The 26741-nt window shown below is 66.1% G+C and carries 25 protein-coding genes; 19 read left to right on the forward strand and 6 right to left on the reverse strand.

What is annotated here, in order from left to right:
* Positions 1–153: 153 nt before the first annotated feature.
* The 3 genes from plsB to WCE05_RS06135 all read left to right on the forward strand — a co-directional run bounded on the left by plsB (position 154) and on the right by WCE05_RS06135 (position 3837).
* Positions 154–2640, forward strand: coding sequence for a glycerol-3-phosphate 1-O-acyltransferase PlsB (gene plsB, locus WCE05_RS06125; protein ID WP_253090625.1), 2487 nt, complete (start codon positions 154–156; stop codon positions 2638–2640).
* A gap of 75 nt (positions 2641–2715) precedes the next feature.
* Complete coding sequence (locus WCE05_RS06130) at positions 2716–3114, forward strand: YbaY family lipoprotein (RefSeq protein WP_225787317.1); 399 nt, start codon at positions 2716–2718, stop codon at positions 3112–3114.
* A 33-nt stretch (positions 3115–3147) separates the two neighbouring features.
* Positions 3148–3837, forward strand: a complete 690-nt coding sequence (locus WCE05_RS06135; RefSeq protein WP_225787316.1) for a DUF4197 domain-containing protein — start codon at positions 3148–3150, stop codon at positions 3835–3837.
* 78 nt (positions 3838–3915) lie between these two features.
* On the opposite strand, the gene WCE05_RS06140 is transcribed toward WCE05_RS06135, so the two are convergent.
* Positions 3916–6981, reverse strand: a complete 3066-nt coding sequence (locus WCE05_RS06140; RefSeq protein ID WP_225787315.1) for an efflux RND transporter permease subunit — start codon at positions 6979–6981, stop codon at positions 3916–3918.
* Positions 6982–6987: 6 nt separating this feature from the next.
* Positions 6988–8088 (reverse strand): efflux RND transporter periplasmic adaptor subunit, encoded by a 1101-nt coding sequence (locus WCE05_RS06145; protein WP_225787314.1) that lies wholly within the window; start codon positions 8086–8088, stop codon positions 6988–6990.
* A 169-nt stretch (positions 8089–8257) separates the two neighbouring features.
* Between WCE05_RS06145 and WCE05_RS06150 the strand changes: the two genes are divergently transcribed.
* The 8 genes from WCE05_RS06150 (at position 8258) to WCE05_RS06185 (ending at position 15780) form a co-directional block, all read left to right on the forward strand.
* Positions 8258–8902: a TetR/AcrR family transcriptional regulator gene (locus tag WCE05_RS06150; RefSeq protein ID WP_317235041.1), complete on the forward strand. Its 645-nt coding sequence runs from the start codon at positions 8258–8260 to the stop codon at positions 8900–8902.
* A gap of 103 nt (positions 8903–9005) precedes the next feature.
* Positions 9006–10101, forward strand: a protein-coding gene (prfB, locus tag WCE05_RS06155) for a peptide chain release factor 2 (RefSeq protein ID WP_225787312.1) whose coding sequence is annotated in 2 segments (ribosomal slippage) — positions 9006–9077 and positions 9079–10101 — 1095 coding nt in all. Because the reading frame shifts where the segments join, the coding sequence is not laid out codon by codon here.
* A gap of 123 nt (positions 10102–10224) precedes the next feature.
* Complete coding sequence (lysS, locus tag WCE05_RS06160; protein WP_253079931.1) at positions 10225–11727, forward strand: lysine--tRNA ligase; 1503 nt, start codon at positions 10225–10227, stop codon at positions 11725–11727.
* A 233-nt stretch (positions 11728–11960) separates the two neighbouring features.
* Positions 11961–12665 (forward strand): TetR/AcrR family transcriptional regulator, encoded by a 705-nt coding sequence (locus WCE05_RS06165; protein ID WP_368815601.1) that lies wholly within the window; start codon positions 11961–11963, stop codon positions 12663–12665.
* Positions 12666–12711: 46 nt separating this feature from the next.
* Entirely contained in the window at positions 12712–13260 is a 549-nt protein-coding gene (locus WCE05_RS06170; RefSeq protein ID WP_225787309.1) for a hypothetical protein, read from the forward strand.
* 24 nt (positions 13261–13284) lie between these two features.
* Positions 13285–14562 (forward strand): flavohemoglobin expression-modulating QEGLA motif protein, encoded by a 1278-nt coding sequence (locus WCE05_RS06175; protein ID WP_225787308.1) that lies wholly within the window; start codon positions 13285–13287, stop codon positions 14560–14562.
* Positions 14534–15457 carry an alpha/beta hydrolase gene (locus WCE05_RS06180; protein WP_225787307.1) on the forward strand — a complete coding sequence of 308 codons (924 nt, stop codon included), beginning with the start codon at positions 14534–14536 and terminating at the stop codon, positions 15455–15457. Before WCE05_RS06175 ends, WCE05_RS06180 begins: the two co-directional genes overlap by 29 nt.
* Complete coding sequence (locus WCE05_RS06185) at positions 15454–15780, forward strand: hypothetical protein (protein WP_225787306.1); 327 nt, start codon at positions 15454–15456, stop codon at positions 15778–15780. Before WCE05_RS06180 ends, WCE05_RS06185 begins: the two co-directional genes overlap by 4 nt.
* 142 nt (positions 15781–15922) lie before the next feature.
* Here WCE05_RS06185 and WCE05_RS06190 read toward each other — a convergent pair whose 3' ends face one another.
* The 3 genes from WCE05_RS06190 to WCE05_RS06200 all read right to left on the reverse strand — a co-directional run bounded on the left by WCE05_RS06190 (position 15923) and on the right by WCE05_RS06200 (position 17786).
* Positions 15923–16711: an OmpA family protein gene (locus WCE05_RS06190; protein ID WP_225787305.1), complete on the reverse strand. Its 789-nt coding sequence runs from the start codon at positions 16709–16711 to the stop codon at positions 15923–15925.
* A gap of 50 nt (positions 16712–16761) precedes the next feature.
* Complete coding sequence (locus WCE05_RS06195) at positions 16762–17175, reverse strand: DUF4398 domain-containing protein (protein WP_225787304.1); 414 nt, start codon at positions 17173–17175, stop codon at positions 16762–16764.
* 263 nt (positions 17176–17438) lie between these two features.
* Positions 17439–17786: a pilin assembly protein gene (locus WCE05_RS06200; protein ID WP_225787303.1), complete on the reverse strand. Its 348-nt coding sequence runs from the start codon at positions 17784–17786 to the stop codon at positions 17439–17441.
* 229 nt (positions 17787–18015) lie between these two features.
* Here WCE05_RS06200 and ppc point away from each other — a divergent pair, with 229 nt between their 5' ends.
* From ppc to WCE05_RS06235, 7 genes are all read left to right on the forward strand, one after another.
* Positions 18016–20643 (forward strand): phosphoenolpyruvate carboxylase, encoded by a 2628-nt coding sequence (gene ppc / locus WCE05_RS06205; protein WP_225787302.1) that lies wholly within the window; start codon positions 18016–18018, stop codon positions 20641–20643.
* A gap of 257 nt (positions 20644–20900) precedes the next feature.
* Positions 20901–21551, forward strand: a complete 651-nt coding sequence (gene adk, locus WCE05_RS06210) for an adenylate kinase (protein ID WP_253079928.1) — start codon at positions 20901–20903, stop codon at positions 21549–21551.
* An 87-nt stretch (positions 21552–21638) separates the two neighbouring features.
* The gene (gene tsaB / locus WCE05_RS06215) at positions 21639–22313 is read left to right on the forward strand and encodes a tRNA (adenosine(37)-N6)-threonylcarbamoyltransferase complex dimerization subunit type 1 TsaB (RefSeq protein ID WP_225787300.1); all 675 of its coding nucleotides are present in this window, start codon (positions 21639–21641) and stop codon (positions 22311–22313) included.
* A gap of 130 nt (positions 22314–22443) precedes the next feature.
* On the forward strand, positions 22444–22731 hold the full coding sequence (locus tag WCE05_RS06220) for a hypothetical protein (RefSeq protein ID WP_225787299.1): 288 nt from the start codon (positions 22444–22446) through the stop codon (positions 22729–22731).
* 3 nt (positions 22732–22734) lie between these two features.
* On the forward strand, positions 22735–23604 hold the full coding sequence (locus WCE05_RS06225; RefSeq protein ID WP_253102023.1) for a DUF72 domain-containing protein: 870 nt from the start codon (positions 22735–22737) through the stop codon (positions 23602–23604).
* A gap of 30 nt (positions 23605–23634) precedes the next feature.
* Positions 23635–24465, forward strand: coding sequence for an oxaloacetate decarboxylase (locus WCE05_RS06230; protein ID WP_368815602.1), 831 nt, complete (start codon positions 23635–23637; stop codon positions 24463–24465).
* 6 nt (positions 24466–24471) lie between these two features.
* Positions 24472–25161: an extensin family protein gene (locus WCE05_RS06235; RefSeq protein WP_368815603.1), complete on the forward strand. Its 690-nt coding sequence runs from the start codon at positions 24472–24474 to the stop codon at positions 25159–25161.
* 2 nt (positions 25162–25163) lie between these two features.
* Here the strand turns inward: WCE05_RS06235 and WCE05_RS06240 are convergent, their stop codons facing one another.
* Positions 25164–25784 carry an energy transducer TonB gene (locus WCE05_RS06240; protein ID WP_225787295.1) on the reverse strand — a complete coding sequence of 207 codons (621 nt, stop codon included), beginning with the start codon at positions 25782–25784 and terminating at the stop codon, positions 25164–25166.
* 94 nt (positions 25785–25878) lie between these two features.
* On the opposite strand from WCE05_RS06240, the gene WCE05_RS06245 reads away from it, so the two are divergent.
* Positions 25879–26661 (forward strand): class I SAM-dependent methyltransferase, encoded by a 783-nt coding sequence (locus tag WCE05_RS06245; protein ID WP_225787294.1) that lies wholly within the window; start codon positions 25879–25881, stop codon positions 26659–26661.
* Positions 26662–26741 lie beyond the last annotated feature (80 nt).

Consider the following 26741-nt stretch of genomic DNA (forward strand, 5'->3'; position numbering starts at 1 on the left):
ATATCCTGCAAGCTGCGGACCGAGTATATGACAGGGAACAAAAAAATTTCATGACTGGGGCGCTAATTGGCGGATTTTGCCGAACTTGCGCGGATACGGCAGACTAACTGGCTGGAATATCACCCGAAAAATCTCATCCAGGGCACACACCCCATGACCCGTTCCCCCCTGCGCCGCCTGATCTTCGGCGCCTTGCGTCGCCTGTTGTACCTGTGGGTGCGCTCCGAGACCATCAACCAGTCCTCCCTGACCCTGCAGCTCGACCGTGGTCGCCCGGTGTTCTACGCCCTGCCCTCGCCGTCGCTCACTGACCTGGCCGTGCTGGACCGCGAATGCACCAAGGCGGGGCTGCCACGCCCGGTCCTGCCCGTCGCCGTGGGCTCGCTGCAGGAGCCGGCAGGCTTCTTCTACCTGACGCCCGACCCTGACTGGCTGGGCCGCCACGACAAACGCGGTGCGCCACCGACTCTCGAACGCCTGGTCGCCGCGGTGAGCCAGCACGCCGAGGAAGACGCGCAGGTCATCCCGGTCAGCGTGTTCTGGGGCCAGTCGCCGGCCAGCGAGTCGAGCCCGTGGAAGCTGCTGTTCGCCGACAGCTGGGCGGTGACCGGGCGCCTGCGCCGCCTGCTGACCGTGCTGATCCTGGGGCGCAAGACCCGAGTGCAGTTCTCCGCACCGATCCACCTGCGCGAGCTGGTGCAGCACAACAAGGGCCATGAGCGCACCGTGCGCATGGCCCAGCGCCTGCTGCGGGTACACTTTCGCAACCTCAAGACCGCGGTGATCGGCCCGGACATCTCCCACCGGCGCAATCTGGTCAAGGGCCTGGTGCACGACCCACTGGTACGCCAGGCCATCGCCGACGAGGCCGAACGGGCGCAGATCCCCTACGCCAAGGCCGAAGCCCAGGCGCTGCGCTATGGCAACGAGATCGCCTCCGACTACACCTACACCGCGATCCGCTTCCTCGAAGTGGTGCTCAGCTGGTTCTGGAACAAGATCTACGACGGCATCAAGGTCAACCACATCGAGCAGGTACAGGGCATCGCGCCGGGCCACGAGGTGATCTACGTGCCCTGCCACCGCAGCCACATCGACTACCTGCTGCTGTCCTACCTGCTGTTTCGCAACGGCCTGACGCCACCGCACATCGCCGCCGGCATCAACCTCAACATGCCGGTGATCGGCGGCCTGCTGCGCCGTGGCGGGGCCTTCTTCATGCGCCGCACCTTCAAGGGCAACCCACTGTACACGGCGGTATTCAACGAATACCTGCATACCCTGTTCACCAAGGGCTTCCCGGTGGAGTACTTCGTCGAGGGCGGGCGCTCGCGCACCGGGCGCATGCTGCAGCCACGCACCGGCATGCTGGCGATCACCCTGCGCAGCTTCCTGCGCTCGTCACGTACACCGATCGTCTTCGTACCGGTGTACATCGGCTACGAGCGAGTGCTGGAGGGCCGCACCTACCTGGGAGAACTGCGCGGTGCGAGCAAGAAGAAAGAGTCGATCTTCGACATCTTCAAGGTCATCGGTGCGCTGAAGCAGCGCTTCGGCCAGGTCTACGTCAACTTCGGCGAGCCGATCCGCCTGGCGGGCTTTCTCGACCAGCAGCAACCCGGCTGGCGTGAGCAGGTGCTGGCCCCGCAGTTCCGTCCGGCCTGGCTCAACGAGACCACCACGCGCCTGGGCGAGACCGTGGCCCGGCACCTGAACGAGGCGGCGGCGATCAACCCGGTCAACCTGGTGGCCCTGGCGCTGCTCTCCACCAGCCGCCTGGCCCTGGACGAGCGGGCTTTGACCCGGGTCCTGGACCTGTACCTGGCCTTGCTGCGCCAGGTGCCCTACTCGCCCCACACCACCCTGCCCGAAGGCGACGGCAAGGCGCTGATCGAGCACGTGCGGCGCATGGACCTGCTGGCCGAACAGACCGATGCCCTGGGCCGCATCCTCTACCTGGACGAAGCCAACGCGGTGCTGATGACCTACTACCGCAACAACGTCCTGCACATCTTCGCCCTGCCGGCCCTGCTGGCGAGCTTTTTCCAGAGCAGCTCGCGGATGAGCCGCGAACTGGTCGGCCAGTACGTCCGGGCGTTGTATCCCTACCTGCAGGCGGAACTGTTCCTGCGCTGGGCACCGGAACAGCTCGACGAGGTCATCGATCAATGGCTCGAGGCGCTGGTCGGCCAAGGCCTGCTGCGCTTCGAGAACGGCGTCTACCTGCGCCCGGCGCCCAGCTCCCGGCAGTTCGTCCTGCTGACCCTGCTGGCCCGTGCCATCACCCAGACCTTGCAGCGCTTCTACATGGCCACGTCGCTGTTGCTCAACAGCGGCCAGCACAGCCTGACCGCCGAGGAGCTGGAAGACCTGAGCGTGATGATGGCCCAACGCCTGTCGATCCTGCATGGCCTGAATGCCCCCGAGTTCTTCGACAAGACCCTGTTCCGCCACTTCATCCAGACCCTCGTCCAACAGGGCGTGCTGCGCCCGGACGGCAACGGCAAGCTGGGTTACCACGACAAGCTCGGCGAACTCGCCGAAGGCGTGGCCAAGCGCGTGCTGTCGGCGGAACTGCGCCTGTCGATCCGCCAGGTGGCGCTGCACCGCGAGGAAACCCTGGAAGCCGTGGCCAGCTGAGGCTTCGCCCCGGGCGAAAATCCGTTAAAGTCCTTGGGTTGGCCAAAAGCCGGCCCCAAGGACACCGGAGATTCCATGAAAAAACTCTTCATGCTGTGTTGCGCATCCCTGCTTGCAGCCTGTTCCAGCCATACCCCGTCGAACCAGGCCAGCCTGGAGGGCGAAGTCTTCTACCTGCAACGCATGGCCCTGCCGCCGAGCGCGACCTTGAGCGTGAGCCTGCAGGACGTGTCGCTGATGGACGCCCCGGCGGTGACCCTGGCCAGCCAGGCCGGCCCGGTCAAGGGCAATGTCCCGCTGCCGTTCCACCTCACCTACGACCCGGCCCAGGTCAAGCCCGGCCACCGCTACGCGGTCAGCGCACGCATCGAGCTGGACGGTAAGCTGCTGTTCATCAATACCGAGCACCATGGCGTCAAGCTCGACGGCAGCGACCCGCAGCCGGTGCGGATCAAGGTCGATCCGGTGCGCTGACCCCTGTTCATGTTCAACCATAAGGAAATCCCCATGATTCGCTCCTCCCTGCGCCTCACCACCCTGTGCGCCGGCCTGCTGCTGTCGGCCAGCGCCCTGGCCCTGTCGCTCGGCGACCTGACCCAGAAGGACGCCACCGGTGGCCTGAAGGACGCCCTCACCCAAGGCACCCAGATCGCCGTCAAGCAACTGAGCACGCCGGGTGGCTTCAACGACAACCCGGACGTGCGCATCGAGCTGCCGGGCAACCTCGGCAAGGCTGCCAAGGCCATGAAGATGTTCGGCAAGGGCGAGCAGGTCCAGGCCCTGGAAGACAGCATGAACAAGGCCGCCGAGGCCGCCGTGCCACAGGCCCAGACGATCCTCGTCGACGCGGTGAAGAAGATGACCGTGACCGATGCCAAGGGCATCCTCAGCGGCGGTGAAGACGCCGCCACCCAGTACCTGAACAAGAGCAGCCGCGAAGAGATTCGCGCCAAGTTCCTGCCGATCGTCAAGCAGGCCACCGACAAGGTCGGCCTGGCCCAGCAATACAACAACTTCGCCGGGCAAGCGGTGGCCCTCGGCGTGGTCGACGCCAAGAGCGCCAACATCGAGAACTACGTGACCGAGAAGGCCTTGGACGGCCTGTTCGAGATGATCGCCAAGCAGGAGCAGAGCATTCGCCAGAACCCAGCCGAGGCGGCGACCAGCCTGGCCAAGAAGGTCTTCGGAGCACTCTGACGCAGCCGCGGCTGCAAGCTGCAAGCTGCAAGCAAGAGCGAGACCGCGCCGCGATCCGCTTTTACTTGCAGCTTGCAGCTACCCCTTCCGCACCCTGAACCACGCCGCATATAGCGCCGGCAGGAACAGCAGGGTCAGCACCGTGGCCACGATCAGCCCCCCCATGATCGCCACCGCCATCGGCCCGTAGAACACGCTGCGCGACAGCGGGATCATCGCCAGCACCGCCGCCAGGGCAGTCAGCACGATGGGCCGGAAACGCCGTACCGTGGCCTCGATGATCGCCTGCCAACGCTCCAGGCCGCTGGCGATGTCCTGTTCGATCTGGTCCACCAGGATGACCGAGTTGCGCATGATCATCCCCGCCAGGGCGATGGTGCCGAGCATGGCGACGAAGCCGAACGGCTGGCGGAACACCAACAGGAACAGGGTCACGCCGATCAGCCCCAGCGGCGCGGTGAGGAACACCATCACCGTGCGCGAGAAACTGCGCAGCTGGATCATCAGCAAGCTCAACACCACCACGATGAACAGCGGCATGCCAGCGTTCACCGATTTCTGCCCGCGCTCGGCATCCTCCACCGTGCCACCGACCTCCAGCAGGTAGCCATCCGGCAATGCGTCGCGCACCTGCTGCAGGGTCGGCAGGATCTGCTGCACCAGCGTCGCCGGCTGTTCCTTGCCGTAGATATCGGCGCGCACGGTGACCGTCGGCAGGCGATTGCGGTGCCAGATGATGCCTTCCTCGAAACCGTACGCCAGGGTCGCCACCTGCGACAGCGCCACGCTCTGGCCGTTGTCGGTGGGCACGGCCAGGCTGCCCAGGTTGCCCAGCTCGCTGCGCTCCTGCGGGGTGCCGCGCAGGAGAATCTCGATCAGTTCGTTGTCTTCGCGGTACTGGCTGACCGTGGTGCCGGTCAGCGAGCTCTGCAGGAAACTCGACAGGTGCGCGGTGCTCACGCCCAAGGCCCGCGCCCGGTCCTGGTCGATCTCGAGGAACACCGCCTTGCTCGGCTCCTCCCAGTCCAGGTGGACGTTCACCAGGTGCGGGTTCTCGCGAACCTTGGCCGCCACCTCGCGGGCCAGGGCACGGACCTTCTCGATATGCTCGCCGGTGACCCGGAACTGCACCGGATAACCCACCGGCGGGCCGTTCTCCAGGCGCGTGACCCGTGAGCGCAGGTCGGGGAACTGCTCGTCGAGCGTGGCGATCAACCAACTGCGCAGCGTCTCGCGATCCTCCAGGCTCCTGGCCAGCACCACGAACTGGGCGAAGCTGGCGGCTGGCAACTGCTGGTCCAGCGGCAGGTAGAAGCGCGGCGAGCCGGTGCCGACATAGGCCACGTAGTTGTCGATGCCCTGCTGCTGGCGCAGCAGCGCTTCCAGGCGCTTGACCTGCTCGGCGGTGTTGCTCAGGGAGGCGCCCTCGGCCAGCTTGAGGTCGATCATCAGCTCGGGGCGCCCCGAGGCCGGGAAGAACTGCTGCGGCACGAAACGGAACAGCAGGATGCTGCCGACGAACGCGGCAATGGTCAGCACGATCACCGTCTTGCGCCGGCGCACGCACCATTCCACCACACGTCGCACACGCTGGTAGAACGGCGTGGCGTACGGGTCCGGCGCATGCGCGCCACTGCCCTGGCGCGCTGCGTGGCGCTTGGCCAGGTCGGGCAACAGCCGCTCGCCCAGGTAGGGCACGAACACCACCGCGGCGACCCAGGAAGTGAGCAAGGCGATGGTCACCACCTGGAAGATCGACCGGGTGTACTCGCCGGTGCTCGACGCCGCCGTGGCGATCGGCAGGAAACCCGCCGCGGTGATCAGGGTGCCGGTGAGCATCGGGAAGGCCGTGCTCGTCCAGGCGTAGCTGGCCGCCTTGAGCCGGTCGAAGCCCTGCTCCATCTTGATCGCCATCATCTCCACGGCGATGATCGCATCGTCCACCAACAGGCCCAGCGCCAGTACCAGGGCGCCGAGGGAGATCTTGTGCAGGCCGATGCCGAAGTAGTGCATGGCCGCGAAGGTCATGGCCAGCACCAGCGGGATCGCCAGCGCCACCACCAGGCCCGTGCGCAGCCCCAGGGAGAAGAAACTCACCAGCAGGACGATGGCCAGGGCCTCGACCAACACCTGGACGAACTCGCCGACCCCGGCCTTGACCGCCGCGGGCTGGTCCGACACCTTGCGCAGTTCCATGCCCGCCGGCAGGTTGCGCGCCAGGCGGGCGAACTCCGCCTCCAGGGCCTTGCCCAACACCAGGATGTCGCCGCCGTCCTTCATCGACACCGCCAGGCCGATGGCATCCTCGCCCATGAAGCGCATGCGCGGCGCGGGAGGGTCGTTGAACCCCCGGTGCACCTCGGCGACATCGCCGATGCGCAAGGTGCGGTCGCCGACACGGATTGGGAACTGGCGGATCTGCTCGACACTGTCGAAACGCCCGCTGACCCGCAGCTGCAGGCGCTCGCTGGCGGTCTCGAAGAACCCTGCGGTGCTGACCGCGTTCTGCTCCTGCAGCGCCTGCTGCACCGCCTGCAGGGGCACACCGAGGGTGGCCAGCTTGATGTTTGACAGTTCGATCCAGATCTTCTCGTCCTGCAAGCCGACCAGCTCGACCTTGCCCACGTCCTTGACCCGCTGCAGCTGGATCTGGATGCGATCGGCGTAGTCCTTGAGCACGGCATAGTCGAAACCGTTGCCGGTCAGCGCGTAGATATTGCCGAAGGTGGTGCCGAACTCATCGTTGAAGAACGGCCCCTGGATCTCCGGCGGCAAGGTGTGGCGGATGTCCGCGACCTTCTTGCGGATCTGGTACCAGAGCTCGGGGATGGCATCGGAGTGCAGGGAATCGCGGGCCATGAAGGTCACCTGGGACTCGCCAGGCCGGGAGAACGAGACGATCCGCTCGTATTCGCCGGTTTCCATGAGCTTCTTCTCGATGCGCTCGGTGACCTGGCGCGAGACCTCCTCGGCGGTGGCCCCTGGCCACAGGGTGCGGATGACCATGGCCTTGAAGGTGAAGGGGGGATCCTCGCTTTGCCCCAGCTTGGTGTAGGACATGGCACCGACCGCCGCCAGCAGGATCATCAGGAACAGCACGATCTGGCGGTTGCGCAGCGCCCAGGCGGAAAGGTTGAAACCCATCGGGACTTACTCCTTGGCCGCCAGGTTCACTTCACGGTTGCTACGGTCCACAGGCCGCACCTGCTGGCCTTCGCGCAGCACATGACCACCGGCGGCGACCACCCAGTCGTCCGCCGCCAGACCCTCCAGCACCGGCACGCTATCGGCACCGTAGGGGCCGAGGCGAACCACCGCGCGCTCCAACCGACTGTCTTTGTTCACCCGCCAGACATAGGCCTGGCCCTGCTCGGCGGTGACGGCCGAGAGCGGTACCGACAACGGCGAGCGTTCGGCATGGGCGATGAATACCCGGGCGCTCTGGCCCAGTTCGGCCGGCGCCTTGGCCGAGGTGAAGGCGATGCGCGCGGCGAAGGTCCGCGAGCGTGGGTCGGCCGCCGGCGACAGCTCGCGGATGCGCCCTTCGTAGCGCTGGTTGGGGTGCGACCACAGCTCCACGCTGACCGTCTGCCCCACGGCAAAACGGGCGAACTGCTGCTCCGGCAGGCCGATGGCCACCTCACGCTCACCGTCGGCGGCCAGGGTGAACACGGTCTGCCCGGCCGCCACCACCTGGCCGACCTCGACCTGGCGCTTGGCGATGACACCTGCCTGGGGGGCGCGCAGCACGGCGTATTCGGTCTGGTTGCCGGCGACTTCGAACTCCGCACGGGCCTGCTTCAGGCGCGCCAGCCCCGCGCGGTAGAGGTTCTCGGCATTGTCGAACTGGGAACGGCTGACCATCTGCCGCTCGAGCAGCTTCCGGTAGCGGTCACGCTCGGTACGCACCAGCGCCAGGTTGGCCTCGGCGGCAGCCAGTTGGGCGCGGTTGGCCTCCAGTTGCAGGCGCACGTCCTGTGGGTCGAGCTCGGCCAGCGGCTGGTCGGCCTTGACCCGCTGCCCCTCCTCCACCAGGCGCTTGCTGACCTTGCCGCCGATGCGGAAGGCCAGCTCCGGCTCGAACCGCGCCCGTACCTCGCCCGGGTAGCTGTCGGCAGAGGCACCGGTTGGCTGGGGCTGGACCACCAGCGCCGGACGTGGGGCGGCCGGTGCCGCGGTTTCCTGGCCACAGGCGGCCAGCAGCAGGGCCACGGCGGCGGACAGAGCGATGGGCAAGGCATGACGCAACATGGTGAATGACCTTTCGCAAGGAACGCATCGAATATTTATACTGGCGAGTATATTAAGTCAGGGAAGCGGGGTGTGGAAGCAGGCACAGCGGCGAAAACGCAACGACGTCGCGACATCCAGAGCAGCGGTATGGCCCACGACCCGGTAAGATGGTCGCTCCTCCAACCAGATACGGATTCCAATGCCCAACGACGCACCCATCGGCCCCGGCCGGCCCAAGGACCTGGCCAAGCGCGAGGCCATCCTCGAAGCGGCCAAGACGCTGTTCCTCAGCCTTGGCTATGCCAACACCAGCATGGATGCGGTCGCTGCGGCGGCAGGTGTTTCGAAGCTCACCGTCTACAGCCACTTCACCGACAAGCAGACCCTGTTCGGTTCGGCGGTCATGGCGACCTGCCAGACCCAGTTGCCCGACCTGATCTTCGAACTGCCCGAAGGCGTGCCGCTGGAGCAGGTGTTGCTGAACATCGCCCGGGGGTTCCACGCGCTGATCAGCAGCGACGAGTCGGTCAAGCTGAGCCGGCTGATCATTGCCCTGGGCAGCCAGGACCCAGGGTTCGGCCAGTACTTCTGGGAAGCCGGGCCCAAGCGGGTGCTGGGTGAAATGGAGGCATTGCTGCGCTGCGTCGGCGAGCGGGGGCTGTTGCGCATCGACAACCCGTGGCGCGCGGCCGAGCATTTCTTCTGCCTGGTCAAGGGGGCGCCGGACTATCGCCTGCTGCTGGGCTGCGCGCCGCCCCTGCAAGGAGATGAGGCCGAGGCGCATGTGCGGGAAGTGGTCGGGTTGTTCATGCGGGCCTATCGAATCCAGTAGCCCGCAGCAGCGGCGGCACGGGACAAGTGGGGGTGGGAGGCACCCCTCATACTCGGTTATACTCGCGGGCTTTTCACCGAATTCGCACGAGAGCCGCGCACCCATGGAAATCCAACCGATCCTGAACACCATCAAGGACCTTACCGAGCGTTCCCAGTCCATTCGGGGGTATCTTTGACTACGATCAAAAAGCTGACCGCCTGATCGAAGTCAACCGCGAACTGGAAGACCCTGCCGTCTGGAGCAAGCCCGAATATGCCCAGGGGCTGGGCCGCGAGCGCGCCATGCTGGCGCAGGTCGTCGAGACCCTGGACAAACTGTCCGGCGGCCTGGCCGACTGCAAGGACCTGCTCGACATGGCCGTCGAGGAAAATGACGAAGGCGCCGTAGGCGACGTCGTGACCGAGCTGGAGGGCCTGGAAGAACGCCTGGCACAGCTTGAGTTCCGTCGCATGTTCAGCGGCGAGATGGACATGAACAACGCCTACCTGGACATCCAGGCCGGCTCCGGTGGTACCGAGGCGCAGGACTGGGCCAACATCCTGCTGCGCATGTACCTGCGCTGGGCCGACAAGCGCGGTTTCGACGCCACCATCATGGAACTGTCCGAGGGTGAAGTCGCCGGTATCAAGGGCGCCACCGTGCACATCAAGGGCGAATACGCGTTCGGCTGGCTGCGTACCGAGATCGGCGTGCACCGCCTGGTGCGCAAGAGCCCGTTCGACTCCGGTGCCCGTCGCCATACCTCGTTCTCGGCGGTGTTCGTGTCGCCCGAGATCGACGACAAGGTCGAGATCGAGATCAACCCGGCTGACCTGCGCATCGATACCTACCGCTCCTCCGGTGCCGGTGGCCAGCACGTAAACACCACCGATTCGGCAGTGCGTATCACCCACGTGCCGACCAACACCGTGGTCAGTTGCCAGAACGAACGCTCCCAGCACGCCAACAAGGACACCGCCATGAAGATGCTGCGGGCCAAGTTGTACGAGATGGAGATGCAAAAGCGCAACGCCGCCTCGCAGGCGCTGGAAGACAGCAAGTCGGATATCGGCTGGGGCCACCAGATCCGCTCCTACGTACTCGATGACTCGCGTATCAAGGACCTGCGTACCGGCGTCGAGCGCAGCGACTGCCAGAAGGTCCTGGATGGCGACCTCGACCAATACCTGGAAGCGAGCCTCAAGCAGGGGCTTTGAACCGCACACCGATACCGCGATGCAAGCTACGGCCCGTTCCCCGAGCGGGCCTGCCCAGGCCACCGAAGCGCCGCGATCCCTGCCTGGCAGGGGCAACGAACCCGTGATGGAAAGATTGACGACATGAGCGACCTCAACACCGCACCGCAAGACCTGCAACAGGAAGAAAACGCCCTGATCGCCCTGCGCAAGGAAAAACTTGCCGCCGAGCGCGCCAAGGGCCAGGCCTTCCCCAACGACTTCCGCCGCGACAGCTATTGCGACGACCTGCAGAAGCAGTACGTCGACAAGACCAAGGAAGAGCTGGAAGCTGCAGCGATCCCGGTCAAGGTCGCCGGCCGCATCATGCTCAACCGTGGCTCGTTCATGGTCATCCAGGACATGACCGGGCGCATCCAGGTCTACGTCAACCGCAAGACCCTGCCGGAAGAAACCCTGGCCGCGGTCAAGACCTGGGACCTGGGCGACATCATCAGCGCCGAAGGCACCCTGGCCCGTTCCGGCAAGGGTGACCTGTACGTCGAGATGACCGACGTGCGCCTGCTGACCAAGTCGCTGCGCCCACTGCCAGACAAGCACCACGGCCTGACCGACACCGAGCAGCGCTACCGCCAGCGCTACGTCGACCTGATGGTCAACGAGGACACCCGCAAGACCTTCCGCGTGCGTTCCCAGGTGATCTCGCACATCCGCAACTTCCTGGCCAAGCGTGACTTCCTCGAAGTCGAGACGCCGATGCTGCAGACCATCCCCGGCGGCGCCGCGGCCAAGCCGTTCGAGACCCATCACAACGCCCTGGACATGGCCATGTTCCTGCGCATCGCGCCGGAGCTGTACCTCAAGCGCCTGGTGGTCGGCGGCTTCGAGAAGGTGTTCGAGATCAACCGCAACTTCCGCAACGAAGGCGTCTCGACCCGGCACAACCCCGAGTTCACCATGCTCGAGTTCTACCAGGCCTATGCCGACTACAAGGACAACATGGACCTCACCGAGGAGCTGTTCCGCGAGCTGGCGCAGTTGGTCCTGGGCAGCACCGACGTGCCGTACGGCGACAAGGTGTTCCATTTCGGCGAGCCATTCGCCCGCCTGACCGTGCTCGAGGCCATCCTCAAGTACAACCCGGACATCACCGAGGCCGACCTGCAGGACGTCGACAAGGCCCGTGAAATCGCCAAGCGAGCCGGCGCCAAGGTGCTGGGCCACGAGGGCCTGGGCAAGCTGCAGGTGATGATTTTCGAGGAGTTGGTGGAGAGCAAGCTGGAGCAGCCGACCTTCATCACCGAGTATCCGTTCGAAGTCTCGCCGCTGGCCCGTCGCAACGACCAGAATCCGAGCGTCACCGACCGTTTCGAGCTGTTCATCGGTGGCCGCGAGATCGCCAATGCCTACTCCGAGCTCAATGACGCCGAGGACCAGGCCGAGCGCTTCATGGCCCAGGTGGCCGAGAAGGACGCCGGCGACGACGAAGCCATGCACTACGACGCCGACTTCGTCCGCGCCCTGGAGTACGGCATGCCGCCGACCGCCGGCGAAGGCATCGGCATCGACCGCCTGGTGATGCTGCTGACCAACTCGCCATCGATCCGCGATGTGATCCTGTTCCCGCACATGCGTCCACAGGCCTGAGCATCCTGAACAAGCCGCCTTTCGAGGCGGCTTTTCTTTGGGCGGCAAGCGACAAGCTGCACGCCACAGGAAAGCGCCATTCGGCATGCACCGCGCCGGTCAGTTAAGATTTCCAGCTGTCATTTGGGGCCGCTTCGCTGCCTGGCTGCGCACAGGCTTTTTCTTGTAGCTTGACGCTTGCAGCTTGCATCCCACCGCTTCCACTTTCAGAGGTACCCGACGTGACACCCGCAATGGCCCAACAAGGCGCGGCAGGCGTGGCCACCGCCGTCGCCGAAAGCGTGCAGTACCAAGGGCGCAAGACCGCCCGCCAGGGCAGCGAACAGCGCCGCCAGCAGATTCTCGACGCCGCCATGCGCATCGTCGTGCGCGATGGCGTGCGTGGCGTGCGCCACCGGGCGGTGGCCGCCGAGGCGGGAGTGCCACTATCGGCCACCACCTACTACTTCAAGGACATCGAGGACCTGCTCACCGATACCTTCGCCCAGTACGTCGAGCGCAGCGCCGCGTACATGGCCAAGCTGTGGGCCAATACCGAGGTGGTATTGCGCCAGTTGCTCGCCCAGGGCGACGGCAGCCCGCAGTCGCGTGCACGCTTGGCCGACGAGGTGGCACGCATGACCGCCGACTACGTCAGCCGCCAGTTCCACAGCCGCCGCGACTTCCTCATGGCCGAACAGGCCTTCCGCCAGGAGGCGCTGCTGTGCCCGCGCCTGGCCGAGCTGGTGTGTGCCCACGAGCAGATCCTTCTGCAGGGTGCGCAGCAGATGCTCCAGGTCGTCGGGTCGCGCCATCCCGAGCAGGATGCCCAGATGTTGACGGCGATAATCGAGCAGATGGAATATCAGTGCCTGCTCAAGGACGCGAATTCTCAAGCCGATGGGCAGATGCTCGCTATCCTTACCCGGTACCTGCATCTGGTGCTGGCATCGGCCTGAGCTGCGAGCGGCCCGGGCTGGCCCCGACCTTTTCAAGGAGAACCCGATGAAAGCCTGGCGTGTGGTGTTGTTGACCTTGTCATTCCTGCTGCTGGGCGGCTGTCTGGTGACCTTCCACGAACCCTTGCCCAGCAACCAGGCCGCGCCCAGGGAACTGCTCGGCAAATGGAGCAGCAAGGACGCCTGGGGCGAGCCCCTGACACTGGCCATCAGCCGCAGCGGCGCCGATGCCTACCGGGCAGTGGCCACGGCCAAGGGCAAGGCCCCCGAGGAATACGTCTTCACCGTCTCCCGCCATGGCAACCGCTGGTACCTGTCGGCAGGCGTGCCCAAGCGCCTGGGTGGCAACTTCCTGATCGGCGGTTTCGAAGTGATCGACGGCAAGGAACTGGTGGTCTACAACCTCGATGTCGACCAGGTCCAGGAGGCGGTGGGGCAGAAGGAACTGAGCGGGCGCAGCACCGAGGGGCTGGAGGACAACGGCCCGGGCGTGCTGATCGACAGCCCGGCGGAGCGGGTCCTGGCCTACCTGGACGATCCGGCCAATTCCGACCTGTTCGTCGAAGTGGCGCGTTTCCAGCGCGTGGGCAGATAAGCGATCCGAGCAAGGAGTCCCGGGGTGGACGAGTACCAGCAGACCATACGCACGCTGTCCGATCGCATCGTCGCGGCGCAGACCCCCATCCGCGTACTCGATGCGGTGAAGTGGGACGACAACATCCGCCAGGGCTTCCTCAAGGCCAAGGGCAAGGAGCCGCCGGCGGTGGACCGTGCCTACTACCAGGGGCGGCCCCTGTCGTTCGACTCCGCCGCGGTGAAGTCGGAATTCCAGAGCATCGAGCGTGACATCACCCGCCAGCTCGGCCAGTTCAATCCGGTCGGCCAGATCATGCGGCGGATGTGCAAGGAGTACCGCATGGTGGTGCGCATGCTCGAGGCGCGCGGCACCGAAGACTTCGGCCTGATCTCCCAGGAGCTGTATGGCGCGGCCTCCGATGCCTTCCATGCCGGCGACCCGACGCTCGCCGACCTGGGCCTGATGCTCTCGGACTACCTCAACAACATCGACGGCCGCGGCGACCTCAAGGACGAGCCGAAGAACCTGACCGCCAAGGAAGCCGTGGAGATCCTCCAGCGACGGCTGAACAAGGTGTTCGGCGAGGCCGAAGAGACCATCCGCGTGTTCGAGTCCGACGGCATCGTCGCCGATGCCGCGGCCGGTGCCGACTACATCAAGGTGCGCGCCGACGCCCTGTTCAACAATCGCGACGTGCGCGCCCTGGAGGTGCACGAGGGGTTGGTGCACGTGGGCACCACCCTCAACGGCCTCAACCAGCCGATCTGCACCTTCCTGGCCAAGGGGCCGCCCTCCTCGACCGTGACCCAGGAGGGCCTGGCCATCCTCATGGAGGTGATCGCCTTCGCCTCCTACCCCAGCCGCCTGCGCAAGCTGACCAACCGCACCCGGGCCATCCACATGGTCGAGGAAGGCGCGGACTTCCTGCAGGTCTACGAGTTCTTCCGTGGCCAGGGCTTCGAGATGGCGCAGAGCTACAGCAACGCGAGCCGGGTGTTCCGTGGCTCGGTGCCCGATGGCCTGCCGTTCACCAAGGACTTGTCCTACCTCAAGGGCTTCATCATGGTTTACAACTACATTCAGTTGGCCGTGAAGAAGGGCAAGCTGGAGCAGATCCCCCTGTTGTTCTGCGGCAAGACCACCCTGGAAGACATGCGTACCCTGCGCCAGCTGGTCGAGGAAGGCCTGGTGGAGCCGCCCAAGTACCTGCCGGAGCAGTTCCGCGACCTCAATGCGCTGTCGGCCTGGATGTGCTTCTCCAACTTCCTCAACCACCTGAGCCTGGACCGTATTGAAGCCGACTACGCGAACATTCTCTGACGCCTGCCGCGGCCTGTGCCTGGGGCTGCTGTTGCTCGGCGTGGGCGGCTGCAGCAGCCTGCTGTTCTACCCGGAACCGGGCCAGCCGTTCACCCCCGAGAAGGCGCGCCTGGCCTTTCGCGAGGTGTCGCTGGTCACCGCCGACGGCGTGCGCCTGCACGGCTGGTGGCTACCGGCCAAGGCGGGGGTCGAGGTGAAGGGCACGGTGCTGCACCTGCACGGCAATGGCGGCAACCTGGCCTGGCACCTGGGTGGCAGCTACTGGTTGCCGGAACAGGGCTACCAGGTGCTGATGATCGATTACCGCGGCTATGGCCTGTCCCAGGGCAAGGCGCGCCTGCCGGATGTCTACCAGGACATCGCCGCAGCCCTGGACTGGCTCGACAAGGCGCCCGAGGTCGAGGGCAAGCCGCTGGTGCTGCTGGGCCAGAGCCTGGGCGGGGCCATGGCCATCCATTACCTGGCTGCCCACCCCGAACAACGCCAGCGTTTCAGTGCGCTGGTGTTCGACGGTGTGCCGGCCAGCTACCGCGAGGTGGGACGCTTCGCCCTGGGGACGTCCTGGCTGACCTGGCCGTTGCAGGTGCCGTTGTCCTGGCTGGTTCCGGACGGTGACAGTGCGATCCGCTCGATCGAGCGCCTGGACAGCCCGCCCAAGCTGTTCTTCCACAGCATCGACGACAACCTGGTGCCCATGGACAACGCCATCCGCCTGTACCAGCACGCCCCCCCGCCACGGGTGTTGCAACTGACCCGAGGTGGCCACGTACAGACCTTCGCCGACCCGACGTGGCGCCAGGTGATGCTGCGTTTTCTTGACGATCCAAGCCATTTCAACGGCCTTCGGCGCTTGGCCGAAGTCCCCAACTACCCTGACGAGAAGAACGCGCAATGAGTGAAGAACGCAACGCCATCCCGCTGATCCTGACCGCCGTCGGCAGCATCATCGTGACGGTCGGGACCCTCTGGTACTACGGCTACGTGCATTTCGCCAAGCCCGAGGATGCCCTGTTGCTGCAGGACTACACCATGCTCAAGACCATCCCCGGCGAGGACTACAAGGTCTCCCTCGCCCCCGCTCCCCAGGTCGCCCAGTGCATCGACGGCGTGCTGGTGCTGTTCGACACCCAACAGAAGGGCCTGACCGGCGTGCTGGTGGACAACCGCAAGCGGGCGATCCGCTGCATGGGGCAGGAGACGCCGCAGCAGGTGCAGTGATCGAGGTATCCCAGGCCGCTTCGCCCCCACAGGCCCCCGGCAATGCCCACGAAGCATGTGTCATGCAGAAGGCTCTGTGGGTGCGGCCTTGTGTCGCGAAAGGGCCGCAACGCGGCCCCACGCTTTCGAGGCGCTACAAGCGTCAGCGCACGTGGCTCACCGAACGCGGCTGCACCGGTTGGTTGTCGTTGGAGATGGTCACCTCCACCCGACGGTTCTGGGCACGGCCGGAGTTGGTGGTGTTATCGGCCACCGGGTATTCCTTGCCATAACCCTGGGCGACGATGCGTGCCGGATCGACCCCGGCGCGTACCAGCGCCATGCGTACACTGTTGGCACGGCGCTCGGACAGGCCCTGGTTGTAGCTGGCCGAGCCGACGCTGTCGGTGTAACCCTCGACGATCACCTTGCGCTCAGGGTTTTCCTGGAGGAACTGGGCGAGCTTGGTGATGTTGGGGAAGGCGCTGCTCTTGAGTTCGGACTTGTTGAAGTCGAACAGCACGTCGCCGAAGGTCACCAAGGTCCCGCGATCGGTCTGCTTGGCGTTGAGGCTCTCCTGCAGCTTGCGGATCTGCGCGTCGCGGGCGTCCAGGCGGGCCTGGGCGCGATGGGCAGAGGCATTCTTCAGTTCGTTCTCGGCCGAACGCAGGGCGATGGTCTGCTTGGCCACTTCGACGCGCTGGTTGGTCAGGTAGGCCAGTTGGTCGACCTTCTTCTCGTCCTCGCGGTCCAGGTAGGCCTTGTCGGCCTTGTTCAGCCAGTCCTGGGCGTCCTTGGTCTCGAGGGCCGCCAGCTTGCTGGCCTGCGGATCGCTCTGCAGCGCGGAGAAGTTGGTGCGGGCCGACTCAAGATTCGGGTTCGGGTCATGGGAGCAGGCAGCCAGGCCTACGCTCAGGGCCAGCAGGGCGGGAATCATGACGTAGTTGCGCATAGTGTTCATCCTTTGATCGTTAGCGAAGGCTCAAGGTGGCGGGACAACGCTCATTCAGCGCTGCGCAGGCCTTCCTCACGCAAGTCCTGGACACCCTGGCGGGCATCCTGCAGGGCCTTCTCGGCCTTGGCGGCCTGCGCCTTGCGTTCGGCGACGCGGGCGTCCCACTCGGCCTGTTCGGCCAGGCGCCTGGCTTCGTCGTACTTCTTGTCGTGCATGGCGATCTCGGCCTGCTTGAACTTGTCCTGGGCCGCCTTCATTTCCACCGCTGCGAACTCGGTGCCACCGGCACTGACGGCGGAATTCACCGCGGACTGGGTGACGGCATACTGCTCGGTGGGCGGGTTGCCCGCGCAGCCGGCCAGCAGCAGGCTGCTACCCAGCGCCAGCGCAGCCAGCCTGAGCCCGCGCAGGTGAGTGGGTGAAGGTTTCAACGTGCGGGTCTTCATGGTGGTCAGCTCCATTGGATCACTCCTGATAACGACGATGTCCGTAGCACTCCATCGCTCTTTCCCTGTCATCCGCGAGCACTCAGCCGAACTGTGCACAACGCCAGGTGTGCAGGGTTTTAGCGTGATGGCTATTGGCTGTGACTGAGGCGTTTTTCGAATAGTTCAGAAAAAATCACCCAAAACGGGTGACTTTTTCTGACTGACCAGTCAGTGTTTTTTCCGGGAACTTCCAGGCCGCGCGGCGGTATCCAGGGCGCCTGGCGCGCCGCTGGAACTCAGCCCTGGTTGTCTTCGCCCGCCTTGCCCAGCGCGGCTTGCAGGTGACGCCGGGACAGGGCCAGGAAGCGTGGCGTGGGGCCGATGTCTTCGTACAACGGGTCGCCTTCTTCATCCGTGGCGATCACCTGTTGGCCCTTGACGTAGGGGAAGCTGGCCTCCAATTCCTCGAGCGCCGCGGCGACCAGTTCGCCGAGCAGCTCCTCGGTGCTGCGCTTGGGGTACATCTCGGTCAGCGCGGCCAGGCGCGCCTCGGATTCCAGGTCCAGATGCAGGACGTGCCCGGTGGGGCTCAGCCGGCCCGTGGCATCTTGTTCCCAGCGCTGGACGAGTTCGCGGATTTTCATGATGACCTCTGCACGCAACCTGAAATGAGGCATCGCCTGGGATGCCCTGCATTCACTTTAGTCGCTGAGCGCAAGCTTCGAGCGGCAAGCGAATCATGCACGGTCCGCTTTTACTTGCAGCTAGCCGCTTGTCCCCATCGCCCGGCTTGCCAGGCCGGCCCCGCTGTAGGCACTCTTGGGCAAGAGTTCCTGGGCGATGCGCGGGCCGACCGCGCCGGAGAGAGGGCCGATGACCGATATCGATGCACGCTTGCGAGAGGATGTCCACCTGTTGGGAGAGCTGCTCGGCGAAACCATTCGCCAGCAGCATGGCGATGCCTTCCTGCAGAAGATCGAGGACATCCGCCACAGTGCCAAGGCCGACCGCCAAGGCGGGGCCGAACAGTTGAGTTCGACCCTCGCCGACCTTGCCGACGACGACCTGCTGCCGGTGGCGCGGGCCTTCAACCAGTTCCTCAATCTGGCCAATATCGCCGAGCAGTACCAGTTGATCCGGCGCCGCGACGCTGGGCGCCCCGAGCCCTTCGAGGCACGCGTGCTACCTGAGCTGCTGGCGCGCCTGAAGCAGGCCGGGCACGGCGACGAGGCCCTGGCCAGGCAACTGGGCAAGCTGGACATCCAGCTGGTGCTCACCGCCCACCCCACCGAGGTGGCACGCCGGACCCTCATCCAGAAATACGACGCCATCGCCGGCCAACTGGCGGCCCAGGATCATCGCGACCTGACGCCCGCCGAGCGCGGCCAGGTGCGTGAGCGCCTGCGCCGGCTGATCGCCGAGGCCTGGCACACCGAAGAGATCCGGCGCAGCCGGCCGACCCCGGTGGACGAGGCCAAGTGGGGCTTCGCGGTGATCGAGCATTCGCTCTGGCAGGCCATTCCCAACCACCTGCGCAAGGTCGACAAGGCCCTGTTCGAGGCCACCGGCCTGCACCTGCCGCTGGAGGCCGCGCCAGTCCGCTTCGCCTCGTGGATGGGCGGCGACCGCGACGGCAACCCCAACGTGACTGCTGCGGTGACCCGCGAGGTCCTGCTGCTGGCCCGCTGGATGGCGGCCGACCTGTTCCTGCGCGACATCGACTACCTGGCCGCGGAATTGTCCATGCAGCAGGCCAGCGAGGCCCTGCGTGCACAAGTGGGCGACAGCGCCGAGCCCTACCGCACCCTGCTCAAGCGACTGCGCGAACGCCTGCGGGCTACCCGCGCCTGGGCCCAGGCTTCGCTGGGCGCCAGCCAGCCGGTCACCACCGAGGTGCTGGTGGACAACCGCGAGCTGATCGCCCCGCTCGAGCTGTGCTACCAGTCGCTGCACGCCTGCGGCATGGGCGTGATCGCCGATGGCCCGTTGCTCGACAGCCTGCGCCGGGCGGTGACCTTCGGCCTGTTCCTGGTGCGCCTGGACGTGCGCCAGGACGCTGCCCGCCACCGTGACGCGCTGTCCGAGATCACCGACTACCTGGGGCTGGGGCGCTACGCCGAGTGGGACGAGGAGCAGCGCATCGAGTTCCTCCAGGCCGAACTGAAGAACCGCCGTCCCCTGCTGCCGGCGCACTTCCAGCCCCAGGCCGAAACCGCCGAGGTGCTCGCCACCTGTCGCGAGATCGCCGCCGCACCGGCGGCGTCGCTGGGCTCCTACGTGATTTCCATGGCGGGTTCGGCCTCGGACGTGCTGGCGGTGCAGCTACTGCTCAAGGAAGCCGGCCTGACCCGGCCGATGCGCGTGGTACCGCTGTTCGAGACCCTCGCCGACCTGGACAACGCCGGCCCGGTGATGGCGCGCCTGCTCGGCCTGCCGGGCTACCGGGCCAGCCTGCGTGGCCCGCAGGAGGTGATGATCGGCTACTCCGACTCGGCCAAGGATGCCGGCACCACGGCAGCGGCCTGGGCCCAATACCGGGCGCAGGAGGAGCTGGTGCGCATCTGCCGCGAGCACCAGGTCGAACTGCTGCTGTTCCATGGCCGTGGCGGCACCGTCGGCCGTGGCGGCGGCCCGGCCCACGCCGCGATCCTGTCACAGCCGCCGGGCTCGGTGGCCGGGCGTTTCCGCACCACCGAGCAGGGCGAGATGATCCGCTTCAAGTTCGGCCTGCCGGGCATCGCCGAGCAGAACCTCAACCTGTACCTGGCCGCGGTGCTCGAGGCCACCCTGTTGCCGCCTCCTCCACCGCAACCCGCCTGGCGCGAACTGATGGACCAACTCGCCGCCGATGGCGTCAAGGCCTACCGTGGCGTGGTGCGCGAGAACCCGGACTTCGTCGAGTATTTCCGTCAGTCCACGCCAGAACAGGAATTGGGCCGCCTGCCCCTGGGCAGCCGCCCGGCCAAGCGCCGCGCCGGTGGTATCGAGAGCCTGCGCGCCATCCCCTGGATCTTCGGCTGGACCCAGACGCGCCTGATGCTACCGGCCTGGCTAGGCTGGGAGACCGCCTTGAACAACGCGCTGGCACGTGGCCAGGGCACGCTGCTGGAGCAGATGCGCGAACAGTGGCCGTTCTTCCGTACGCGCATCGACATGCTGGAGATGGTCCTGGCCAAGGCCGACGCCGAGATCGCCAAGGCCTACGACGAACGTCTGGTGCAACCGCAGCTGCGTCCGTTGGGGGTGCATCTACGCGACCTATTGTCGCAGTCGTGCCAGGTCGTGCTGGGGCTGACCGGGCAGCCGGTGCTACTGGCGCACAGCCCCGAGACCCTGAAGTTCATCAGCCTGCGCAACACCTACCTGGACCCGCTGCACCTGCTCCAGGCCGAGTTGCTGGCGCGTTCGCGCAGCCGCGAAGCCGCTCTGGACAGCCCGTTGGAGCAAGCCTTGCTGGTCACCGTGGCGGGGATCGCCGCTGGCCTGCGCAACACCGGTTGAAGTGTCGCAAGCAGGGTCGCGCCCGGGGGGCATAGGCCCTTCGAGCGAGGGAGGCGAAGCCGGTTGCGCCGGGCGCAACCCGCTCGCCCCCAGGGGGCAAGTGGCGATTTCCTGCCACCTGGCGGCGCTTGTCTGCTTGCCGGGCGCTGTGTATCTTGAGCAGCCTTTTGACCGATTTTCGGTCTCACCCGATTTTTCGGAGTTGGCCCTGAGCGCCGAATCCGTTGATTCACATAGAAAAATATGAGGAGCACAAGATGCGCGTAATTCTGCTGGGAGCTCCCGGGGCCGGTAAAGGTACTCAGGCAAAGTTCATCACCGAGAAGTTCGGTATTCCACAGATCTCCACCGGTGACATGCTGCGTGCCGCCGTCAAGGCCGGCACCCCGCTGGGCCTGGAGCTCAAGAAAGTCATGGATGCCGGCCAACTGGTCTCCGACGAGCTGATCATCAGCCTGGTCAAGGAACGCATCGCCCAGCCCGACTGCGCCAAGGGCTTCTTGTTCGACGGTTTCCCGCGCACCATTCCGCAGGCTGAAGCCATGGTCGCCGCCGGTGTCGAGATCGACGCCGTGGTCGAAATCGCCGTCGACGACGAAGAGATCGTCGGGCGCATGGCCGGCCGTCGCGTGCACCTGGCCTCGGGCCGTACCTACCACATCCAGTACAACCCGCCCAAAGTGGAAGGCAAGGACGACGTCACTGGCGAAGACCTGATCCAGCGCGACGACGACAAGGAAGAGACCGTACGTCATCGCCTGTCGGTCTACCACAGCCAGACCAAGCCGCTGGTGGACTTCTACCAGAAGCTGTCGGCCGCCAACGGCGGCAAGCCGAAGTACAGCCACATCGAAGGCGTCGGCTCGGTCGAAGCCATCACCGACAAGGTGCTGGCAGCCCTGAGCTGATTCGCCTCGCAACTTCACGACGGCCCGCTTGCGGGCCGTTGTCGTTTATACTGCCGCTCTTTCACCTCTCGCCTGGAATACCGTTCGATGACCACCTTGCTGGCCCTGGATACCGCCACCGAAGCCTGTTCCGTCGCCCTGCTGCATGACGGCAAGGTGACCAGCCACTACGAGGTGATCCCACGGCTGCATGCGCAGAAGCTGCTGCCGATGATCAAGCAGTTGCTGGCCGAGTCCGGCGTGGCCCTCAACGCCCTGGACGCCATCGCCTTCGGCCGTGGCCCAGGCGCGTTCACCGGCGTGCGCATCGCCATCGGCGTGGTCCAGGGCCTGGCGTTCGCCCTCGAGCGTCCAGTGTTGCCGGTGTCCAACCTGGCCGCGCTGGCCCAGGGCGCCCTGCGCGAGCGGGGCGCACAGCAGGTGGCCGCAGCCATCGATGCGCGCATGGACGAGGTGTATTGGGGCTGCTACCAGGCCTGCGACGGCGAGATGCGCCTGGTCGGCCAGGAGGCGGTACTGGCGCCGGAGCGGGCGGCGTTGCCGCAAGGCGCCAGCGGCCAGTGGTTCGGCGCCGGGAGCGGCTGGGGCTACGCCGAACGGCTGGGCGCTGCGGTGAATGCCAGCGACGCCAGCCTGCTGCCCAATGCCCTGGACATCCTCGGCCTGGCCGGTTTTGCCTGGGCCCGTGGCGAGGCGATCAGCGCCGAGCAGGCGCAGCCGGTCTACCTGCGCGATAATGTAGCCACGCCCAAGGCGCGTTGAGCGCTGTTCGTCGGCTATCGCCGATGACGATAAAACCTTTTGCGCGAACTGTGGTCCAGTTATCAATCGGGCATTAGCGACGGATCTCTGATGCTGCTAAATTGCCATCACTGACCCTGAGTGCCCATTCATGCGTATCGACGGCTTCTCCTCGCAGTCCTACCCGATCCGGCGCCCGCCGCGCCAGGCCCCTGTGCGCGACGAGTCGATCGAGGACGCCGAGCTGCTCGACGAAGCCGAAGCCTCCCAGCCGAACCGCGTCAATCGCCGCCCGGGCGGCCTGCCGGCGCGCCAGCAGGACATGATCTTCCCGCGTGCCCGTGACCGGCGCACCGCCACCGCCCTGGCCAGTTACCTGGCCACGGCCGGCTTCACCGACTGGGAGATGGAAGTAGAGGGGCTGGACCTGTACATTTGAGGCATGAATCCATCGCCTCTGCCTTATTTCCTCGGTTGTCCCTCCTGGAGCGAAAACGCCTGGCGCGACTACCTCTACCCCGCCGATGCCCGTCCCACCGAATACCTCGGCCTGTACAGCCAGGTCTTCAATGCCGTCGAAGGCAACACCACCTTCTATGCCCGCCCTGCCCCTGCCACGGTGCAACGCTGGGCCCAGGTCATGCCGGCACACTTTCGCTTCACCGCCAAGTTTCCGGGTGATGTCAGCCATGCGGGGGACCTGGGCGAACAGCTGGAGTCGGCGATCGACTTCACCCGCCTGCTGGCACCGCTGGGCGAGCGCGTTTCACCCTACTGGCTGCAGTTGCCGGCGCTGTTCGGCCCATCGCGCCTCGCCGAACTGAGCCACTTTCTCGACCGGATCGGCAAGCCGGTGGCCGTCGAAGTGCGCCATGGCGCCTTCTTCGCCCGTGGCGAGGAGGAGCGCCAGCTCAATCGCCTGCTGCACGAACGGGGTGTGGAGCGCATCTGCCTGGATCCGCGTGCGCTGTTCAGTTGCGCCTCGCGCGAGCCGGGCGTGTTGCATGCGCAAGCCAAGAAACCACGGGTACCGCCGCGCCCTGCGGCGTTCAGCCAGTCTCCCCAAGTGCGCTTCATCGGCCATCCGGAGCTGGAGGCCAACGAAAGCTTCCTTACCCCCTGGGTGGAAAAAGTCGCTGCCTGGATCGAGGAAGGGCGCAGCCCCTACGTGTTCCTGCACACCGCCGACAACCGCCTGGCCGCCGCCCTCGCCCAGCGTTTTCACCAGCGCCTGATGGCGCGCCTGCCTGGCCTTGCCCCGCTGCCGGAATTGCCGCGCGCTCCAGAGGTCGAACAACTGGGGCTACTCTGACGACTCCTTCATCTGCCGGAGGTTATGACCATGGATGTGCAAACCCTGCGAGCCGAAGCCTTCAAGGCACTGCACGAACGTGAAGGCACCTTCGTCATTCCCAATCCATGGGACGCAGGCTCTGCGCGGCTGCTGGCCAGCCTGGGCTTCGAAGCACTCGCCACCACCAGCGCGGGCCTGGCGTTCAGCCTGGGGCGACCGGATGCGGAAGGCGCCTTGACCCTGGACGAAACCCTGGAGAACGCCAGGGCGATCGTCGACGCCACTGCGCTGCCAGTGGCCGCCGACCTGGAAAATGGCTTCGGCGACCTGCCGCAGGACTGCGCCCTGGCCATCGCCCGTGCTGTCGAGACCGGCCTGGTGGGCGGCTCGATCGAAGATGCCACGGGGCGCAGCGATACGCCGATCTACGACTTCGCCCTGGCGGTCGAGCGGATACGCGCCGCAGTGCAGGCCGCGCGCGAGCTCCCCTTCCCCTTCACCCTCTGTGCCCGTGCCGAGAACCTGCTGCATGGGCGCCTGGACCTGGACGACACCATCCGGCGCCTGCAGGCCTATGCCGAGGCAGGCGCAGACGTGCTGTATGCCCCGGGGCTGCGCAGCGTCGATGAGATCCGGGCGGTGGTCCAGGCGGTGGCGCCAAAGCCGGTGAACGTACTGATGGGCATGCCCGGGGTGCCGCTGGGCGTGAACCAGTTGCAGGACCTGGGCGTGCGGCGCATCAGCGTCGGTTCGTCGCTGGCCCGGGCGGCATTGGGGGCATTGCGGCAGGCGGCAATGGAGATTCGCGACCAGGGCACCTTCGGTTATGGCGAGCAGGCGCTGCCGTTCGCCCAGCTCAACGACCTGTTCCGCCGCTGAGGCCGCATGCGCGCAGCGCCAGTACTGCTGGGCGGCCTGCTGTTGGTAGCGGGCCTGGCCTGGTACCTCGGCTGGCGGCCGCCTGCGTCATGGAACCCCTGGGCAGCGCTGGACGTGCGCCAGCCGCCGAACCTGCTGACGCCCTACAAGCTATCGCGCCTGCGCGACGATCCCGGCTTGTGCCGCCAGGTGCTGGCGACCTCTGCCCTGCGCTATCGCCCACAGGCGGACAGCCCGGCGACGGCCTCCTGTCCGTTGCAAAATGTCTTGCGCATCGAAGGCGGCCAGGCGCGGCTGAGCAGTAGTTTCCTGGCCTCCTGCCCGTTGGCGGTGGCTTATGCGCTGTTCGAGACCCATGGCTTGCAACCTGCGGCGCAGCGGGTGTTCGGCCAACCCGTGGTGCAGGTGGATCACCTGGGCAGCTTCGCCTGCCGCAACGTCTATCACCGCAAGCAGGGGCGCCTGAGCCAGCATGCCACGGCCGATGCGCTGGACATCAGCGGCTTTCGCCTGGGCGATGGCCAGCGCATCGTGCTGGCGCGCGACTGGCAGGGGGACGGGCAGAAGGCAGCGTTTCTACGCCAGGTGCGGGACGCTGCCTGCGACAGCTTCAACACGGTGCTGGGGCCCGACTACAACGCCGCGCACCATAACCATTTTCACCTGGACATGGGGTTCTGGCAGGTCTGCCGCTGAACTCAGGCGTGCAGGCGGACGTTGTTCAGCACCACCGGGCGCGCCCAGTGGGTGTCGAACGCCAGGTCGTTCTGCTGCTGGGCCAGGGTGGTTTCGTCGTAGGGTTCCGGGGCCTTGTCCAGCAGTTCCATCTCGAATTCGGCGATGGGCAGGAACAGCGGGCGTGGCGACGGCGCCGGCCCAGGCTCTGGGAGGGGATGGCCCTGGCTCATGACTACCGGGCGCAGCCAGCTGTTGTTCAGGTCGAGCTGGCGCTGCTGCTCGATCAGCTCGGCGGTGCTGAAGGGCTCGGGGGCCTTTTCCAGCAGTTGCGGTTCGAATTCGGCCTTGGGCAGGAACAGCGGCTCGGGCGGCTTGACCTCCCTGTCCTGCACGTCGCATGCGCGCTGGAGGCGGATCTGCGCCAGGGCCTGCACGCCACCGATCGGCTCACCGCTTCGCTCGTCGTACTGCTCCAGGGCCTGGCGGGCGGGGTCTGCCTCCTGCCCTTGCTGCTCGGCCAGGGCGCGGGCGAAAAAATCCTGCCACAGGTGGCTGACGCCCCCGAGTGCCTGGGTGTTCTGCCGACCGTAGTTGCCGACGGGCGACAGGTAGGTCAAGCCGATGGGAAGGGTTTCTGACATGGCAGTCGCGCGCGTTGTGCTCTGGCAGAATAGCGAGTACTGCGTATATCGGCCGTGGCCGGGGTTTCATTAATTTTTTCGGATGCGGGTACGGATGGTAGAGCAAGAGCAAGGCACAGGTATCAGGGTCGAGGCGTTGTCGGCTGAATTCCAGGCGCAGGCCGTGGCATGGGCCGAGCGCCTGGGCCTGCCGCTTGCGGACGATACGGCGGGTTTCGCCGTGCAGGTCGGTGCCAATGGCCTGCAGATCCAGCAACTGGGGCCGCAGGCGCCGGGGCCGGTGCGGGTGGACTTCGTCGAGGGCCAGGCGGCCCACCGGCGCCTCTATGGCGGTGGCAACGGGCAAATGATCGCCAAGGCCGTGGGCATCGCCCAGGGCATACGGCCGCAGGTGCTGGATGCCACGGCGGGGCTGGGCAAGGATGCGTTCGTCCTGGCCAGCCTCGGTTGCCAGATGACCCTGATCGAACGCCAGCCGCTGATCGCCGCGTTGCTCGAGGATGGCCTGGCACGGGCCCGGGACGACGAGGACGTGGCGGCGATCGTCGGGCGCATGCGCCTGCTCACGGGCAACGCCATCGAGCGCATGCGTGGCTGGGAGGGCGAGCCACCCCAGGTCATCTACCTCGACCCGATGTTCCCGCATCGGGACAAGAGCGCCCTGGTGAAGAAGGAAATGCGCGTGTTTCGGCCGCTGGTCGGCGATGACCTGGATGCGCCGGCGTTGCTCGAGGCAGCGCTGGCGTTGGCTTCGCACCGGGTGGTGGTCAAGCGGCCGCGCAAGGCCCCCATTATCGAGGGGCCCAAGCCTAGCCATAGCCTGGAGGGGAAATCGAGCCGGTATGACATCTACCCGAAGAAGGCGCTCAAGGCCTGATCGGGCTGGGCTTGGGGCTGCCTTGCAGCCCATCGCCGGCAAGCCCACCACACGGTTCTCTACATGGCACCCCATGTGTG

The sequence above is a fragment of the Pseudomonas sp. I2 genome (assembly GCF_040984075.1).
GTDB lineage: Bacteria > Pseudomonadota > Gammaproteobacteria > Pseudomonadales > Pseudomonadaceae > Aquipseudomonas > Aquipseudomonas guariconensis_B.

What these genes read in the sequence shown, in the direction of transcription:
- WCE05_RS06190 (WP_225787305.1), bottom strand. Translation starts at nt 16,711, where the DNA reads ATGCGCAACTACGTCATGATTCCCGCCCTGCTGGCCCTGAGCGTAGGC.
- WCE05_RS06225 (WP_253102023.1), top strand. Translation starts at nt 22,735, where the DNA reads ATGAATCCATCGCCTCTGCCTTATTTCCTCGGTTGTCCCTCCTGGAGC.
- WCE05_RS06145 (WP_225787314.1), bottom strand. Translation starts at nt 8,088, where the DNA reads ATGTTGCGTCATGCCTTGCCCATCGCTCTGTCCGCCGCCGTGGCCCTG.
- WCE05_RS06200 (WP_225787303.1), bottom strand. Translation starts at nt 17,786, where the DNA reads ATGAAAATCCGCGAACTCGTCCAGCGCTGGGAACAAGATGCCACGGGC.
- WCE05_RS06170 (WP_225787309.1), top strand. Translation starts at nt 12,712, where the DNA reads ATGAAAGCCTGGCGTGTGGTGTTGTTGACCTTGTCATTCCTGCTGCTG.
- WCE05_RS06220 (WP_225787299.1), top strand. Translation starts at nt 22,444, where the DNA reads ATGCGTATCGACGGCTTCTCCTCGCAGTCCTACCCGATCCGGCGCCCG.
- ppc (WP_225787302.1), top strand. Translation starts at nt 18,016, where the DNA reads ATGACCGATATCGATGCACGCTTGCGAGAGGATGTCCACCTGTTGGGA.
- WCE05_RS06185 (WP_225787306.1), top strand. Translation starts at nt 15,454, where the DNA reads ATGAGTGAAGAACGCAACGCCATCCCGCTGATCCTGACCGCCGTCGGC.
- WCE05_RS06130 (WP_225787317.1), top strand. Translation starts at nt 2,716, where the DNA reads ATGAAAAAACTCTTCATGCTGTGTTGCGCATCCCTGCTTGCAGCCTGT.
- tsaB (WP_225787300.1), top strand. Translation starts at nt 21,639, where the DNA reads ATGACCACCTTGCTGGCCCTGGATACCGCCACCGAAGCCTGTTCCGTC.
- WCE05_RS06140 (WP_225787315.1), bottom strand. Translation starts at nt 6,981, where the DNA reads ATGGGTTTCAACCTTTCCGCCTGGGCGCTGCGCAACCGCCAGATCGTG.
- WCE05_RS06135 (WP_225787316.1), top strand. Translation starts at nt 3,148, where the DNA reads ATGATTCGCTCCTCCCTGCGCCTCACCACCCTGTGCGCCGGCCTGCTG.
- WCE05_RS06240 (WP_225787295.1), bottom strand. Translation starts at nt 25,784, where the DNA reads ATGTCAGAAACCCTTCCCATCGGCTTGACCTACCTGTCGCCCGTCGGC.
- WCE05_RS06230 (WP_368815602.1), top strand. Translation starts at nt 23,635, where the DNA reads ATGGATGTGCAAACCCTGCGAGCCGAAGCCTTCAAGGCACTGCACGAA.
- WCE05_RS06235 (WP_368815603.1), top strand. Translation starts at nt 24,472, where the DNA reads ATGCGCGCAGCGCCAGTACTGCTGGGCGGCCTGCTGTTGGTAGCGGGC.
- plsB (WP_253090625.1), top strand. Translation starts at nt 154, where the DNA reads ATGACCCGTTCCCCCCTGCGCCGCCTGATCTTCGGCGCCTTGCGTCGC.
- WCE05_RS06165 (WP_368815601.1), top strand. Translation starts at nt 11,961, where the DNA reads ATGGCCCAACAAGGCGCGGCAGGCGTGGCCACCGCCGTCGCCGAAAGC.
- lysS (WP_253079931.1), top strand. Translation starts at nt 10,225, where the DNA reads ATGAGCGACCTCAACACCGCACCGCAAGACCTGCAACAGGAAGAAAAC.
- WCE05_RS06245 (WP_225787294.1), top strand. Translation starts at nt 25,879, where the DNA reads ATGGTAGAGCAAGAGCAAGGCACAGGTATCAGGGTCGAGGCGTTGTCG.
- adk (WP_253079928.1), top strand. Translation starts at nt 20,901, where the DNA reads ATGCGCGTAATTCTGCTGGGAGCTCCCGGGGCCGGTAAAGGTACTCAG.
- WCE05_RS06195 (WP_225787304.1), bottom strand. Translation starts at nt 17,175, where the DNA reads ATGGAGCTGACCACCATGAAGACCCGCACGTTGAAACCTTCACCCACT.